The sequence below is a fragment of the Peribacillus sp. Hz7 genome (assembly GCF_042136355.1).
GTDB classification, from domain to species: domain Bacteria; phylum Bacillota; class Bacilli; order Bacillales; family DSM-1321; genus Peribacillus; species Peribacillus asahii_A.
In genome coordinates, this window is the sequence record NZ_JBHHJV010000006.1 from 172,526 (window position 1) to 189,718 (window position 17,193).

11 protein-coding genes and 1 other annotated feature are annotated in these 17,193 nt (G+C 35.6%); of the genes, 9 read left to right on the forward strand and 2 right to left on the reverse strand.

The genetic code is table 11. The features are described 5' to 3' along the window. Nucleotides 1-231: 231 nt before the first annotated feature. Nucleotides 232-475: a binding site (T-box leader), on the forward strand. A gap of 68 nt (nt 476-543) precedes the next feature. After that, nucleotides 544-2,247 carry a 2-isopropylmalate synthase gene (locus ACE199_RS11115; protein ID WP_375349812.1) on the forward strand — a complete coding sequence of 568 codons (1,704 nt, stop codon included), beginning with the start codon at nt 544-546 and terminating at the stop codon, nt 2,245-2,247. Nucleotides 2,248-2,905: 658 nt separating this feature from the next. On the opposite strand, the gene ACE199_RS11120 is transcribed toward ACE199_RS11115, so the two are convergent. Then, on the reverse strand, nt 2,906-3,286 hold the full coding sequence (locus tag ACE199_RS11120; RefSeq protein WP_286676579.1) for a helix-turn-helix domain-containing protein: 381 nt from the start codon (nt 3,284-3,286) through the stop codon (nt 2,906-2,908). A 457-nt stretch (nt 3,287-3,743) separates the two neighbouring features. On the opposite strand from ACE199_RS11120, the gene ACE199_RS11125 reads away from it, so the two are divergent. From ACE199_RS11125 to ACE199_RS11145, 5 genes are all read left to right on the forward strand, one after another. Beyond that, nucleotides 3,744-4,754, forward strand: a complete 1,011-nt coding sequence (locus tag ACE199_RS11125; protein WP_375349814.1) for an asparaginase — start codon at nt 3,744-3,746, stop codon at nt 4,752-4,754. Nucleotides 4,755-5,036: 282 nt separating this feature from the next. Next, nucleotides 5,037-6,050 (forward strand): asparaginase, encoded by a 1,014-nt coding sequence (locus ACE199_RS11130; protein ID WP_375349815.1) that lies wholly within the window; start codon nt 5,037-5,039, stop codon nt 6,048-6,050. Nucleotides 6,051-6,191: 141 nt separating this feature from the next. Continuing rightward, a complete protein-coding gene (gene aspA, locus ACE199_RS11135) occupies nt 6,192-7,631 on the forward strand; it encodes an aspartate ammonia-lyase (RefSeq protein WP_375349817.1) in 1,440 nt (479 codons plus the stop codon). Between the two features lie 105 nt (nt 7,632-7,736). Beyond that, nucleotides 7,737-9,152, forward strand: coding sequence for a Na+/H+ antiporter NhaC (gene nhaC / locus ACE199_RS11140; RefSeq protein ID WP_375349819.1), 1,416 nt, complete (start codon nt 7,737-7,739; stop codon nt 9,150-9,152). A gap of 131 nt (nt 9,153-9,283) precedes the next feature. After that, on the forward strand, nt 9,284-10,078 hold the full coding sequence (locus ACE199_RS11145) for a fumarylacetoacetate hydrolase family protein (RefSeq protein ID WP_375349820.1): 795 nt from the start codon (nt 9,284-9,286) through the stop codon (nt 10,076-10,078). A 772-nt stretch (nt 10,079-10,850) separates the two neighbouring features. Here ACE199_RS11145 and ACE199_RS11150 read toward each other — a convergent pair. Next, complete coding sequence (locus ACE199_RS11150) at nt 10,851-11,699, reverse strand: dimethylarginine dimethylaminohydrolase family protein (RefSeq protein WP_375349821.1); 849 nt, start codon at nt 11,697-11,699, stop codon at nt 10,851-10,853. Nucleotides 11,700-13,331: 1,632 nt separating this feature from the next. Here ACE199_RS11150 and ACE199_RS11155 point away from each other — a divergent pair. From ACE199_RS11155 to ACE199_RS11165, 3 genes are all read left to right on the forward strand, one after another. Continuing rightward, complete coding sequence (locus tag ACE199_RS11155; RefSeq protein ID WP_375349823.1) at nt 13,332-14,954, forward strand: ATP-binding protein; 1,623 nt, start codon at nt 13,332-13,334, stop codon at nt 14,952-14,954. 211 nt (nt 14,955-15,165) lie between these two features. Further along, on the forward strand, nt 15,166-16,038 hold the full coding sequence (locus ACE199_RS11160) for an HNH endonuclease (RefSeq protein ID WP_375349825.1): 873 nt from the start codon (nt 15,166-15,168) through the stop codon (nt 16,036-16,038). 538 nt (nt 16,039-16,576) lie between these two features. Continuing rightward, a complete protein-coding gene (locus ACE199_RS11165; protein WP_375349828.1) occupies nt 16,577-16,948 on the forward strand; it encodes a hypothetical protein in 372 nt (123 codons plus the stop codon). Nucleotides 16,949-17,193: the final 245 nt, after the last annotated feature.

Consider the following 17,193-nt stretch of genomic DNA (forward strand, 5'->3'; position numbering starts at 1 on the left):
TGCAGATGAAGACCATCCGTATAACCAGACAAGATCTACCCGTGTCCCGTTAGAAGAGGTCATCCATTTTAGAGGTATATAAAAATGTGAGAGAAAGGAAAGAGCTATCGTTGGGATAGTTCTCACGTTGTTAAAAAAGAAGTAAAATAAATTTTTACTAATCTTTATTTTCAGTAAATTCAATATTGACAACTTGAGTTTATCGATATATTATCATATTTAATTACATAATAATAAGCAAGGATTGGAAATAGTAAAAGGATTTATAAACTTTTCAGAGAGCTGATGGTTGGTGAGAATCAGTAGTTATAACCTTTGAACTCGTCCAAGAGCTACTCCCTGAACATAATCAGTAGGGGATGTCGGTTTTCTACCGTTATGAAGATAGGTGGTGATTGCCACCGAAAATGAGTGGATTAATATAATTATGATTAATCAATTAGAGTGGTACCGCGAGCAATGCCTCGTCTCTATATTTCTTAGAGACGGGGCTTTTTTTATTTTAGATAAACGAACAATTATTATGAAAAGGTGGGAGTCAGGATGAAAAATATCAATAAATATTCTAGAGGTTACTTTATGCCTCCAGTTCAAAGCTTGAAATGGACAGAAAAGGAGTATATTACAGAAGCTCCTACCTGGTGTAGTGTGGATCTTCGCGATGGAAATCAGGCTTTGGTCGTCCCAATGAGTCTAGAGGAAAAGTTAGAATATTTTCAGTTGCTTTTACAAGTAGGTTTCAAGGAAATCGAAGTAGGTTTTCCAGCTGCTTCGGAAACCGAATTTACATTTTTACGTACATTAATTGAAGAAAATTTGATTCCGGATGATGTGACAATACAAGTTTTGACACAGTCCAGAGAACATATTATCAAAAAAACATTTGAAGCGTTACAGGGTGCGAACAAAGCAGTGGTGCACTTGTACAATTCCACATCGGTGGCACAACGTGAGCAAGTGTTTAGAAAACCTAAGGAAGAAATTATTGATATTGCTGTAACTGGAGCAAAAATGCTTAAGAAATATGCTGCTGAAACCGAAGGGAATTTCCAATTTCAGTATTCTCCTGAAAGCTTCACAGGTACAGAAGTAGAGTTTGCACTTGAGATTTGTAATAAGGTACTTGATATTTGGCAGCCGACAGTTGATAACAAGGTAATTATTAACCTACCAGCTACTGTATCCATGTCCATGCCTCACGTTTACGCAAGTCAAATTGAGTATATGAGTGACAATCTAAACTACCGAGATAATGTAATCCTATCGCTTCATCCACACAATGACAGAGGAACTGGGGTGGCAGATGCCGAGCTAGGAATGCTTGCAGGAGCGCAAAGAGTCGAGGGAACATTGTTTGGAAATGGAGAAAGAACAGGAAATGTGGACATCGTAACACTTGCATTAAATATGTTTTCACACGGGGTAGATCCAAAGCTGAATTTTGAAAATATCCCTGCGATTATATCTAAATATGAAAAATTAACAAGAATGAAGGTTCACGAAAGACACCCATATGGCGGTGAGCTTGTCTTTACTGCATTTTCAGGTTCCCATCAAGATGCCATTGCTAAAGGCATGAAATGGCGCGAGGAAGAAGAACGTCAGTATTGGACTGTACCTTATCTATTAATTGATCCGATGGATATTGGAAGAGAATATGAAGGAGACATTATCCGAATCAACAGTCAATCCGGTAAGGGCGGAATCGGTTATATTCTTCAGCAAACGTATGGAATTGATATACCTTCCGAAATGCGCGAGAGCTTCGGATATAGTGTGAAAAATGTTTCAGATCATATGCACAAGGAACTTATGCCGAATGAAATCTATGACATTTTCATGAATGAATATGTGAATATCAACACTCCTGTTGAATTTATCCGTTATAAATATACTGAAAATGGCCATTACGAAACGATTGTATCAATCCGGCTGAATAACGAAGAACATGAATTTTCGGGTATGGGAAATGGAAGACTGGATGCTATCAGCAATGCCCTTCAAACCAAACTGGATATCGACTATACCAATTTGGTCTATAAGCAGCATGCGTTAGAAATAGGCTCAGGATCAAACGCTGTATCCTATGTAGGAATCACAGCTAAGAATGGTACGGTATATTGGGGATGCGGAATTGACACTGATATCATGACTTCTTCAGTAAAAGCTCTATTTAGCGCTATTAACAACATGGTATCCAGCTTACAACTTCCTGTTGGAAAAGAATTTACCCATTCAAAAAAATAAATGAGAAGATAGTATTATCTTTTATGACAACAATATGTTCTTATGCTTGCTCTTCATTTTAAACGCAATTTTGCATGATAAAGCCGATAAAAAACTACGATATAATTAGTTGAACTGCACCCCGATTGTTAGACACTGACAATTCGAGGTGCAGTTTTTTATTCTAGATTCCTATCTAACAAAGCCCCCGTTTATTCTGCCATGACACGAGCTGGCAAAGGCATTTCATTCTTGAACCACCATTCCACTGCTCCAATGACCAATGAAATAAATAAGCAGACCAAATTTTTGAGAAGCCTTTTTTCATTTCTTGCGTTATGTAGATATAAATATTTTTCATAATTTTAAAATAGATAACGGCATTATTAAAATAACGTTATGGAATTTAGCTGACTTTGGTGATTGTATGTAACAAGAGATTAAATGATTAAATATTTACTAAGAATCGATTGTTTATTTAGAAAAAGTAAAGATGCTATAAAGATAATAGTTGGGGAGTATCAAGGAATTAAAAAGTTTTTTACTAGTAGTTTTCTCTCTAGAAGAGACGTCAAATAGAGGAAAGACAGTCACAGCAGAATTGAAATACTAATAAAGCATATTTGGAACAAATTATATACTATTAACTTCCTAACTGGAGGAAAGAAGATTGAATCATTTAAAGTCCGTTTTCCTCAATTTCCCGTTTTGCACGTATAAATGCAATAAAATGATATAGCTCTTCAGAAGTGATGATTTTTTTGTCTATTGCTAGTTTAATATTAACTAATTGTTTATTATCTGTTAAATCAACAGGATAATTGACTTCAACTGGTTCTTCCTTCGGATTGAAGTATGAATCATCTGTTCGTTCTAATAAATAGTCAACGGATGTTTTAAATAGTTCAGCGATATTTTTTATTGTTTCCAGCGAAGGTTCTCGATAACCAGATTCATATCCTGCATAAGTACTTTTGGCAATTCCAAGTTGATCGGCTATATATTGCATTGACCACTTTCTACTTTTTCTTAGTTCAGTTAATCGCTTTAACATTTTCATAACCTCCTAGAACTTATACTTTATTATAACATTGGTTATTGATGGTTGCAGGTGCAGGAAATTAATTTGTTCGCGTTATGAATTAATCATCTTGCTATTTTACTGATTATTTCCTATAATGTGAATACAAGTTCTCAAAATGCGTATTTTTAGAGTTTCTAAATGAAAGCGAATTCAGTTAATCTCAAATTTACATTTCATTTGTCCTAAACTTAATAAGTATTTTTATATGTTTCGTTACTAAGTAGGCACTTTTTTGAGAAAACGAGTATAACACTATAGGAAAACAAGCGATATGGAAATTCTATTATGAAAAAACTAAACAGTCCATAGTAAAGTAGGGGGCTTAATGTTCTAGTTACATATGCAAAAAAATAATGGACTTAATGTCTAGCTCTTTTTAAAAAAGGTGAGTTCATAAAAAAAAGAGTAATGAAATGTAGTGAGGAGAGTCCCTATGAAAAAAATACTTATGCTAACTACTGGAGGTACTATTGCAGCTGTGCCAGGGAAAGAAGGGCTATACCCAGAAATTTCCGCTGAGCAAATAGCTAATTATTTGCCTGAACAAAATGATCGATATAAGGTTGAAAGTAAAACTTTAATGAATATTGACAGTACGAATATGCAACCGGAATCCTGGGTGAAAATAGCAGAAACTATTTATGAGCATTATGATATGTATGATGGATTTGTTATAACTCACGGGACAGATACAATGGCTTATACGTCCGCAGCCCTTTCTTATATGCTACAAAATCTTGTCAAACCTGTTGTGATAACAGGATCTCAAATTCCGATTAATTACAAGAGAACTGATGCTAAGAAAAATATTAGTGATGCTATTCGGTTTGCGTGTGAAGATATAGGCGGTGTCTTTACTGTTTTTGGTGGGGTGGCAATAATCGGAACAAGAGTGGTTAAATTAAGGACGATAAGCTATGATGCTTTTGAAAGCATTAATTTTCCATATATAGCTCGTGTCAATAATTCGGAAGTGTTATATCAGAGGCCGATTTCCTTACCAAAACATAAAAAAATTAAATTTAATGCATCGGTTTGCCCGGATGTCTTTTTATTAAAGCTTCACCCTGGGACTAAACCTGAACTATTTGATTATATAAAAAAACTATATAAAGGAGTCGTTATTGAGAGCTTTGGAACAGGTGGAATCCCCTGTCAAGAAAGAAGCTTAGTTCAAAAAGTACATGAACTTATCGAATCAGGGATAACGGTAGTCTTTACAACGCAAGTACTTGAAGAAGGTGAAGACCTGGGCTTGTACGAAGTTGGTAGGAAAGTGTCAGAGAATATGATTGTTCGTACAAGGGATATGAATACAGAAGCAATTATTCCGAAACTAATGTGGGCTTTAGGTCAGTCAAATGATTGCGAAAAGGTGAAGAAGATTATGACGACACCTATCGCCTATGACATGAAACTGCCGAAATCTGATAAAAAAATATAGGGCAGTGAAACTATTTTTCTAGCTCTAAATGACAAGAGGAATCTTTCCTCTTGGTTTATAAAGTGTATTTTTCTATTTTTAAAAAGGTTGAAAATCATTATATTTTTTTAAAAGTAGTTAATAAATGGGTAATTATGCATGTTTGTTCGCGAATCGAGAACTAATAAACTAATTTTTAATAGAAAAGTACGCGATAAATTCAGAAATGAGAAACATCCATTATAGTTTCGCAGATTAGAAAGCAAAGAAATTACTTACGAAAAGATTAGGAAGGAAGTAATTATGAAAAGAATACTTTTACTAACAACAGGCGGTACTATTGCTTCAGTTCAAGGGGAAGATGGACTTACCCCTGGAATTACAGATAAAGACCTGGTCGGTTATTTGCCTGAATATAAGGAAGAATTATTGCTTCATAGTGTTATTTTAATGAATATTGATAGTACAAATATGCAACCGGAATACTGGGTGGAAATTGCTCAAACTATCTATAACAAGTATAACGAGTATGATGGTTTTGTTATCACCCACGGCACGGATACTTTAGGGTATACTTCAGCGGCACTTTCCTATATGCTCCAAGATCTAGCAAAGCCGGTTATCGTAACAGGATCTATGGTTCCTATTAGTTTTGAAGAAACTGATGCGAAGAAGAATATGATGGATGCTATTAGGTTTGCTTGTGAGAAGGTTTGCGGGGTTTATGCTGTTTTTGATGGAAAGGTGATTAGTGGAACTAGAGTCGTTAAAGTAAGATCAAAGAGTTACAATGCCTTTATGAGTATTAATTCCCCCTACATCGCTCATATAGAGGGATCGGAAGTTTACTACTTAGAAAATATCCCAGTAAATGAAAGCAATGTAGTCAAACTGGATACTTCTATGTGCAGTAATGTGTTTGTTTTAAAGCTTTTTCCAGGGATTACACCAGAGGTTTTTGATTATATCAAACAGTCTTATCGAGGTGTTGTAATAGAAAGTTACGGAAATGGTGGTATTCCATTTAAAAAGAGAAATCTACTTCAAAAGATCCATGAACTAATAGAAGCTGGGATTGCAGTTGTGATTACCACTCAATGTCTTGAGGAGGGAACTGATTTACAACGATATGAAGTAGGGAGAAAGCTGTCTAAAAAACTTATTATTTCCTCAGGGAATATGAACACAGAAGCGATTGTCACGAAACTGATGTGGGTATTAGGCAAAACAAATGACTTGGATCAAGTGAAAAAAAGGATGGAGACACCTATAGCTAATGATCTGCAAATTCAGGAAAACAATAGCTTAGTTTTATAAATGGTAAAAATAGTAAGTGAATGAAAGCGAAATACTAATATGTTTTTAGGTAAAAGCGGATAGAATCTTCATTTATATAAAAGTTAATAAATACCATAAATGGGTAAAAATCAAAATACAGAATGAAAGTGAGAGGACTTGATGAAAAACATAGAGGTTAATGATCGAACATACCGTATTGAGCGTGATTTTCTTGGTGAAAGGGAAGTTCCGAAAAATGTATATTACGGAATTCAAACGCTGCGGGCAGTGGAAAATTTTCCCATTACAGGATACAGGATCCATGAAGAAATGATTAGAGCTCTAGCTATGATCAAAAAAGCAGCCGCATTAGCCAATATGGATGTAAAACGTTTATATGAAGGAATCGGTGCAGTTATCATTCAAGCCTCAGATGAAATATTGGAAGGGAAGTGGCACGATTATTTTATTGTTGATCCAATTCAGGGTGGCGCTGGTACATCTATGAACATGAATACAAATGAAGTTATTGCAAATCGTGCTCTTGAACTACTTGGTTATCAAAAAGGAGAATATCAACGTTTAAGTCCAAACACTCATGTAAATATGTCACAATCTACAAATGATGTGTTTCCTACAGCTATTCATATTTCAACTCTTAATTTACTAAGGAAGCTCCTTGATACGATGAATGACATGGTGCATGTTTTCAAAAGTAAAGCCAAGCAATTTGATCATGTTATAAAAATGGGACGCACTCACCTCCAAGATGCTGTACCAATTCGTCTTGGCCAAGAATTTGAAGCGTATGGCCGTGTATTGGAACGTGATATTAAGCGTATTGAACAAACATGCCAGCATTTATACGAGGTCAACATGGGAGCAACAGCTGTAGGAACAGGATTAAATGCAGAACCTCGATATATTAAACATGTTGTAGAATACTTAGCAGATATTAGTGGACTTCCTATTGTTGGTGCAGAGCATCTTGTTGATGCAACCCAAAACACGGATGCTTATACAGAGGTGTCTGCTGCATTGAAGGTCTGTATGATTAATATGTCCAAAATTGCAAACGATCTTCGGTTAATGGCATCCGGGCCAAGGGCGGGGTTGGGAGAAATTCATTTACCGGCGCGTCAGCCTGGTTCCTCCATTATGCCAGGAAAGGTCAATCCAGTCATGGGAGAGCTTATTAATCAAATTGCTTTTCAGGTAATAGGAAATGATCATACGATTTGCCTGGCATCTGAAGCTGGACAGCTAGAATTAAATGTAATGGAACCTGTGCTTGTTTTTAACTTACTACAATCCATTAGTATTATGAATAACGGTTTCAGAAGCTTTACAGATTATTGTTTAAAGGGTATCGAGGCAAATGAAGATAGAATGAGGAGATATGTGGAAAAGAGTGTAGGAATTATTACAGCCGTCAACCCTCATTTAGGATATGAAGTAGTCTCGCGAATAGCAAGAGAGGCCATTTTAAAAGGTAAATCTGTAAGAGAGCTTTGTCTTCAGTATGATGTACTGACAGAGGAGGAACTTGATTTGATTTTGAATCCTTACGAAATGACTAATCCAGGAATTGCAGGGGGCTCTCTTTTTGATCGGAAGTAACACTAGTATTTCTACTAATCTAGTATATTCATAGTTAATAGATAACGAGAAAAAAATCTTTTGATTAAAATATTGTAAAATCATTTTATTATTGGAGGGATACGGGTGAGGGATATACGATTACCATCTATTTTAGAAATCATTTGTACATTAGGATTGTTTTTAGTAATTGTTTTCTCGTTTACTGCATTTTTTGATTTACCAATCCAGTTGGCGCTTTTTATTTCGTGGTTTATCGTAATTTTACTTGGATTGAGATTAGGATTTCGCTATGAAGAATTACAGAAAGCCATTACAACAGGCATTTCAAATGGGCTTGAGGCAATATTGATACTTATTGCAGTTGGCGCACTTATTGGGACCTGGATTGCAGGGGGAGTAGTGCCAACGCTTATTTATTACGGATTGGAATTTATTCATCCAAGTATTTTCTTATTAGCTACATTAGTTATCTGCTCAATCACATCTTTGGCGACAGGTACATCATGGGGAACGGTCGGAACGGCTGGAATCGCTATGATGGCAATTGGAGAAGGACTAGATATGCCTCTTCCCCTTGTAGCGGGTGCCGTTCTTTCTGGAGCATACTTTGGAGATAAACTCTCTCCGCTTTCTGATAGTACTGTACTTGCAGCATCCCTTTCAAAAGTAGAAGTTATTGCACACGTGCGTGCTATGTTATACTTAGACATTCCTGCCTACCTTATTACTGCAATTCTTTTTACTGGCGCAGGATTTATATATGGCGGAGAAGGTGCTGATTTAGAAAAAGTAGAGTTTCTGAAGTCAGCACTACTTAATACATTTAATATTCACATTTGGATGTTGGTTCCTGCTATATTTGTTATTGTCATGCTTGCTATGAAAAAACCTTCTGTTCCTACAATTGCTTCAGGAGCTCTGCTTGGAGCTATCTGGGCAGCAGTGTTCCAGGGTATGGATGTTACCGATGCTGTAGGTACTGCCTACAGCGGTTTCTCCATTAATACTGGTATTGAATTTATGGATAACCTTCTTAATCGTGGTGGAATGGAAGGAATGCTTGGATCGGTCGCTGTAATTATATTTGGATTAGGATTTGGTGGTCTGTTGGAACATTTAGGAGTACTCAAAGTGATTGTTTCCAAGTTTCAGGCTTACTTAACATCAGCTGGGAATGTAACCCTATCCACTTTAATTGTAGCATTCTTTGCTAATGTTTTTGGCTGTGCTATGTATGTTTCATTAATTTTAACTCCTAAGATTATGGGAGAAAGCTATGACAGATTAAATATTGATCGAAGAGTATTAGCACGAAACTCTGAAGTCGGGGGGACATTAACCTCTGGTATGATCCCGTGGTCTGACAATGGGATTTTCATGGCGGGGATTCTAGGCATTTCCACCTTTTCTTATACTCCATTTATGTGGTTAAGCTTTGTTTCTATTATTCTTGCGATAATTTATGGTTATACAGGAAAATTCATTTGGTACGTCCAACAGGAAAAGAATGAAGAACAGTTGCAACAAACAGCTAATTAAAATTGCGGGCATTTTTTGAGAAAATAAGGTAGGGTTTAATAAAAAGAAAAAAGACAATATTAATTAGCAAGTAGGTACGATTTATTGGTAAGCTAGTTAGTAAAGGAGTTAATGAAGGAGTTCGTTTAGAAATGAAGACATTACAAAAAGTACAAACTATTGTTCGTTATCAAAACCATGATAAAGTATTTTATGGGATTGTTGAGGATGACGAAATTATACAATTGTCTAGTGATTTTACTGAAATTGTAAACAATCAACTGAAATATGATAATGTAAGAGTTAAATATAGTGATGTAAAGATTTTGGAGCCAGTGACCCCTTCGAAAATCATTAATTTTGGCTGGACATACGCTGGACATGCAGAAGAGACTGGAGGAGAGGCTAATCGCAATGAGCCATTCCTGTTTTTAAAACCAACGTCTTCTTTGATTCCAGATCAGAGTGAAATTATTCTTCCATCAAGTGAATTAACCAACCAGGTAGAAATGGAGGGGGAAGTAGCACTTGTTATTGGTAAACGAGGTAAAAATATAAAAGAAGCAGAGGCATTGGATTATGTTTTTGGTTGTACAATCTTTAATGATGTAACCGCAAGAGACCTTACTCAAACCGATCCACAGTTTACGCGTGGTAAAGGTTTTGATACTTTTGGTCCTTTGGGGCCGTATATTGTCACAGGAATAGATCCAACTAATTTAAGAATTGTTACCACTTTAAATGGACAAGTTGTACAAGATGGGAATACTAATCAGATGTCATTTTCAATCCCTTTCCTTATCAGTTGGATTTCACAAGTGATGACACTTGAGCCAGGTGATGTCATTGCTACTGGCTCACCTTCAGGGAGTTGTCCTATGAAATCGGGAGATACAGTAGTAGTTGAAGTGGAGCATATTGGTAAACTGTGCAACCATGTAAAGTAGATATTATATGGAAGGCTATTTTAGGTACTAAGTCACCTTTAAATGTGCTCAACTGTAGAACCTTAAGATGTTAAATTGACTAATTTTAAAGCATTGAACTACCCACCACTTAGCTAAAGCTTGAAGTGGGGGATTCCTGCGAACACCAGTGTATCCACTAGTTATTTAGCAGGCTAACCCTGTCGCACCGACAGTTAGCAGTACAGACGGCTTATTAGCCTCCTGCGCGGTGTTGCTATTTTGTACGTTGAACTCGCCACACGCCCTACTCTGCTTGGTTTTCGCTACTTCGGTGCGTGTGGAGGCGATTAGAACGTTGAAGATTTTACTTAGCAGACGTTTTCCCTGCTAGAATCTCCTATCTTCAGTTTTCAAAGAATCATTTGTACAGGAATATTATACCATGCAAACGAGTGTTTTACTGTGCAAAAAGGCGATTCATCACCCTTCATATTCCTTGAGGTGGGAGTCTTCTCGCCTAATAATAATGATAAAAAACTTGTTTTATTATTTCATATTCATCCAATTTTTTAAAGGAATTGCCATGGATTTGTGGAAGGGGAGCAATGGCTATAGAGTTGTCACGTTGTTTTCACAGCGCTGATAGATGATGAAGGTTAACGATTTGTAAAAATATACTTAGAAAACCGTTACATTTATTTTTCTAGAGTATGATAAGTAGTACCAACATCAAAAAACGTCTCTACAAGTAATTGTAGAGGCGCTTTTTGATTGCGTGCCAAACTTGAACACCTTCATAAAGTTGTCTAGTTTAATGTTGGTAATCCAGTTTTTCTCTAACGATAGGAAGGGTGCAGCATCTGAATGCTCCTCCAGATTTTATGATTTCCGTAATATCAACCTCAATCAGTTCGTAGCCCCTTTTTCTCAGTTCTTTGTTAACCTTTGTATTGACAGGGAGAGAAATAATTTTCTTATTTCCGATTGAAAGCACATTCGTCCCAAGAGTAAATTGCTCATCTTCGGTTACTTCAATTAAATCGTATCTAGATGCCAGCAGGTTCAATTGCTCTTTATTAATTTCTCCAGGAAAAATCAATGCTTCGTTCGGGGAAATGATATTAAATACACAATCTAGATGGAGATAGGTATCAGTAAACGGAATAGGGATGACATCAAATTCAGGAAGGAGCTTCTGAAGCTTTTCAATAGACTCGATGTTTGTTCGTTCACTAACTCCAACATAAATCGTATTTCCATCTAATAGGACATCGCCTCCCTCTATTCGATCTCCTGTTAGGTTATGAAAAGGTACATGTTTGTTTTGAAGCCATTCTTTCAGCACATTTTCTTCGCCTGTCCGGATGTCTGTACCCATTTCGGCTACAAAAACTTTCTCTCCGAGTGTAAATCCTATATCACGAGTAAATACTTGCTCAGGATACTTATTATAGGAAGGGAGTAGGATAACTTCTATTCCTAATTTTTTAAGGGCTGATACAAAATTATGATGCTGAGTCATTGCGGTTTTAATATGGATGCCTTCATCTTCAAAATGTTTCTGTGTTTCATTAATCACGTCTTTAATTCTCATGTATTGTGGTTCACATAAAATAACTTGTTTCAAAGGATCATACTCACTGAAACAATTTGCTCTCATAGCTATCACTTCCTACAAAAAGTTCTAGTCATACTATCTCCTAAGTCTACTGTGATATACGAACGAATTCTTATAATGAGGATATTGTTGTTCAATGAAAATAAAATGGTTTACTTTTAACGGTTAGAAATGCATTCTTTTTTGAAGATGCAGCCCATTCAAAATGGTAAGTGTGCTCAATTACGGAAGGGGTTTGCTTAACCTTAATAATTCTTGATTCCAGCAGTTAATAATTGTATATTCAATTTCATACATGTAATAAAGAGTACTGCAATGTATTGGTTGTTCCTTATAGCAGCATTTAAAGGGTTTGCTGAAGTTTATGTGATGACTTATATGTTTAATGGACAGCTACAACGTTACTACTATGATCTATTTAATTTACGCTATGAATTTTTTGGGGGGCCTCATATAACAGCCATACAAGTTACATACGCAAGGGCGCATAGAAGGCACACAAGTAACGTCATAGGACGGCCGCAAAAGGACAGGACAACAGCGAATGAATGAAAGACGAGTAGATCAGGGAAATATCTATAGCTATCAGTGCCACAGCTTTACTATTTTCTATACTAGGACAAAGTGGCTACCAATGGGGAAGGCACCCGCACCCTGTCTATATTGGTCGGTCTAATGTCTGAACCAAATACACGCCGCTTTTAAAACCTTTTTGGGGTAAGGGTGTGGCTGAGCGGGGATTCTAGGGAATTTCACTTTTAATAGCTGGGTGATTAAGGATTTCATCTTTTAAAAAAGCGGCGATTCCTCTTGAAAAATTTTGCGGTATTTTTTCAAAACCTTTTTGGGCATTAAAAAACAGCGAACTCAAAGATATGTCCACTGATTTTATATAGAAGATACATTTGTACTGAATATCGCTTATCCTGTTCCTTTCTTTTTTAAATATGAAAAGACCTTCGTTATAAACGTTGCAAGAAATAAGATCAATAAATAATTTAAAAAAAGATAAAGGTAATTCATACCTTTATTAAATTGCATAAAATCCAATAGGACTAACAAGGGCTTGAAAACAAAAGAGAAAAAGGCACTCAAAAGAACACCATACAGTAGTACATTTTTTTGACGATTTAGACACCATTGGTATAGCAGCATGAAAGAAACTGGGACTAGTGATGCATCTAACGCAAACCTATATGAAATACTTTTCTTTTATCAATGCAAAAATAAATAATGATAAGTGGAACTATTAACATTAGTACGATTCCTCAAAAATGCCATGTTTGCACGTTGGAAAATTACTTTCAGTAATCTATCCGCATTTTAACAACTCTGTCTTGTTGACTGATTATTTCATTTAATTGTTTTCCTTGTTCACTGGTCATAATAAGTTCCACCTTAATACAGTTGACTTTTCCATATCATTCCTAAATTAAAACTTTTTATCAAAGTTGACTAATTTACTCCTTGAATATGGTTTAAACCTGATTTCTAACTTTGATCACGCACCTTCTTTAGAGTAATAGTATCGTCATGTTCGAAATTTGGAAATTAATTGCGAGTCTCTAGAAATTTTTGCAACAGAACCAATTCATTTAATATCTTTATTTATATTTGCCAACTAAAATTTAGTAAACTAATATATAAAGAGGAGAAATATAGGAGGATTTACTAATGAGCACTCATGAATTTGAAATGAACATAGATGGAGAAATAATCAGATGGGCAGAAAAATCACACGCACAAATCTTCCGCAACTTCTGGCAGTTCTTCATGGAAAAAGATTTACAAAAAACAATTAAAACAATAGAGTTCACAGGAATACGTACTTCCGATTCAGAATACTTCGTAGCCAAAAATGGAAGTAAAAAGAAAAATATCTTTGTAAAAAACAATTACTACGTTTACACCCACTTAACACCATCCGCAATGCAAAAAGCGTATGAGAAATTCATAAAAGGCTGGGAGGATATATATAAACAACCGAAGGGTGAAATGCTTAGCATGGAACAGGAGGAAATGAAAACGGAAGAAAAGCAAAATTTGAAAAAAAATTATGAAAAAAGCCATGCAATTGCTTCGGTTCAGGCGAATCATGACTTACATCATAATTCTCTAGTTACAGAACCTTCCGTTACAAAATTGCCTGATGAAACAGAACCAATGAGAATTCTTTTTGGTCATTCAGCCAACAGCAATGAACCATTGTATTGGTATCCAACTACGACGAGTAAAATCATGCATACGAATACAGGTATTATTGGTACGATGGGGACGGGGAAAACTCAGTTTACTAAATCTCTCATTAAACAGATACATGATGGTGCTCTATCTAATGTAAATGGAACACCTATTGATATTCTCATCTTTGATTATAAAGGTGATTATATCAAAGATGACTTTATAGAAGCGACAAATGCTACAGTGTATCATCCATATCACCTTCCGTATAATCCGTTAGCTTTATATAGGGGAAAACAGCTAAAGCCGCTATTGCCTTTGCATACAGCTAGTACTATTAAAGAAACAATTGCTAATGCTTTTAATTTAGGTATAAAGCAACAGCAGTTATTGAATGATTTAATCATTGAAGCTTATTCACAAGCTGGTATTCATAAGGCTGATATGGCTACATGGGATCTGGTACCACCTACATTAAATAATGTGTTTGAACTATTCATGAATCGGGAGGATGTAAAAGAAGATAGTCTTTATGCAGCACTAAAACAAATATATGATTTTGAAATCTTTTCTCCAAATAGTGAGAATACAAAGTCCTTATATGACATGATACAAGGTGTAACTGTTGTACATCTGGCTGGCTATGATCCAAGTGTTCAGAACCTAATAGTAGGAATCACTTTGGACACCTTCTATTCCCAGATGTCTACAAAGGGGCACAGTACAATTCAAGGAGATTATCGTGAATTAACGAAAATGATACTTGTTGATGAGGCGGATAATTTCTTGAGTCAAAACTTCTCTTCTTTAAAGAAAATTATGAAAGAAGGAAGAGAATATGGCGTTGGTGTAATCCTATCAACCCAATTTTTAGATCACTTTGCAACTACAGATAATGACTATGCTCAGTATATATTGACTTGGATTATACATAGAGTACCTACCATTAAAAAGAAGGAAGTAAAAGCTATCTTCAGTCCAGAAAATCAGGCTGAGGGTGATCAGATAGTTAATAAGATAGCGCGACTTCAAAAACACAATAGCTTAGTCACGTCTGTTACCAATAATAGATACGAAATTATGGAGGATATGGCGTTCTGGAAGCTTCTAAATTAAACATAGATTTTTGATAAAAAGCCCTTTAAATTTAATCCTAATTAAATTTAAAGGTTTTCTCAAGTCATCTAAAATTTTTGCATCAGAACAACGTAGTGGGTTGCATAACCGAGATTAAATTCTGCAAAACTATTAATCTACCCTATAATAACGTTAATAGAATGATACAATATTGTACAGGCATTATTAGTTAGTTGCAGGAGGTTTAAACATGAATGGTTATATTGGCGTTACTTCTAGGGAATGGTTTATGAATTTATCTTCGCATAATGAAGCAGATGAATTTAACTTTTGGCGTAAGGACACTAAAAACTTTAAATCGATAACCATGGGGGAACCGTTCTTTTTTCTTGTTAAAAATGATAAGAGAGTTAAAGGAGAAAGAGCGGTATTGGGTATGGCTACGTACATACGTTTCGAGGTATTAACGGCAGCTGAAGCATGGGGTAGATACCGTAATGCTAACGGTGATGAAGATAGGGAAAGTTTTATAGGTAGAATGAATACTATGTTTGGAACGGATGTACATACGGGTCAAATAGGATGTATAATTCTTACCGACTTCAAAGTGTTTGATAACCCCGTATATCTAAGCAATATTAACATTAAATTTGCAAATAGCACTATGTCTGGACGGGGCATTACTGATACAGAAGTAAACGCAATTTTAGAGTACGGTTTTAGTTCCGTAGGCAATGTACTACGTAAACTTAACGAAATTGATCGTATAGGGTTTACGGAAGATGACGAAGGTTTTCCAGAAGGAAAGGTTAAATTAAAACAGCATTTAGTACGTGAAAGAAACCCCCTTGTTATTAAACTTGCCAAGGAACGATTCTTACAACAGCACGGTAAATTATTTTGCGAAGTATGCGAGTTTGATTTCCAACAATATTACGGTGAACTTGGACATGGTTATATAGAAGGTCATCATACGAAACCTGTATCGGAAATGGACGATAACCAAGAAACAAAGGTAGAGGATATCGCCCTAGTATGCGCTAACTGCCACCGTATGCTCCACCGTAAACGACCGTGGTTATCAACAAGTGAACTAAAGCAACTACTACATATGCAACGGTAAACAAAAGGTCATGGATTTCATAGGGTCCAGGGCTTTTCCTATATAATAAGTAAATTTATATACTAATCTAAAGTAAGAAGTAAGCCCCCATTCAAATAACGCACATAAATACGTAGCACCTCCTAGTGCCATATTTGCTTAGGCGTTTTGAAACATCTTTAGCCGGATTATTTTTGATTAATCCCTACTTCACAGCCTTCTGCAACGCTTTAGATAAAAGAATGTGTATTTTCTTCACAGTCTCGCTTGCTAAACCATCGTTTAATTTTTGAGTATACAATTGATCAATATGATATGTTGTAATTTTCGACAAAGGGATAGATTGAAAGTAAGGAATTAATTGCTCCCTTCGATTGCTAAACAATTACGGCGATTTGTTTCCCATGGTCAATGTCCTCAATTTGTATTTGTAGATGTTATCAAGGAACTAGCTTCAAACAGGAATTAAGTATTGCATAATTAAGAAGGTAGTGGTAGAAACTATTTTTGTTTTATAAATAGTATTTATTTTTTATGGTGATTAGAAAAGGAGAATAAAATGAAGCGTGGAGACTTCTACCGACATCTCAATGGCGAAGAATATTATTTTTGCTGTATAGCCTTGCCAATTAATGAGACAACATTACATTTAACAAGTAACCAAAAGGCATGTGATGCTCATACACCACCTGGTGAAGAGATTCAAATGATTGATTTGTACCATGCTAATGGAGTGACGTTTATAAATCGAGATGAACCACATGTCATTTATCAGTCTGAAAAAGACTATGATACAAACAAGGTTTGGGCTAGAAAGGTAGACAACTTTTTTGGCTATAAAATAAAAGAATTGGGACAAATGGAAAAACGATTTACACATATCTTTACAACTAATCACAGTTACCCATCAGGATGCGAGAGAAAAGACTAAAAATGTCCAAGAGGGAGCAAGATATTTAGACCGAAAATCTTTATATTATTAGAGGAAATATCAGTAAAGGCATTAAGAGATTTATTGAATAAAATGGAATTATAATATACTGTAGGCTGGAGGAATAACTCTGGCTTGTTCTATAAAAGAAAAAAGTCAATTCCTTTGTATGAGCCCTCAAAGAAATTGACTTTTTATACTGAGATGTGCTTAGCGTACAGCAACCCGATTAACTCTAATTATTT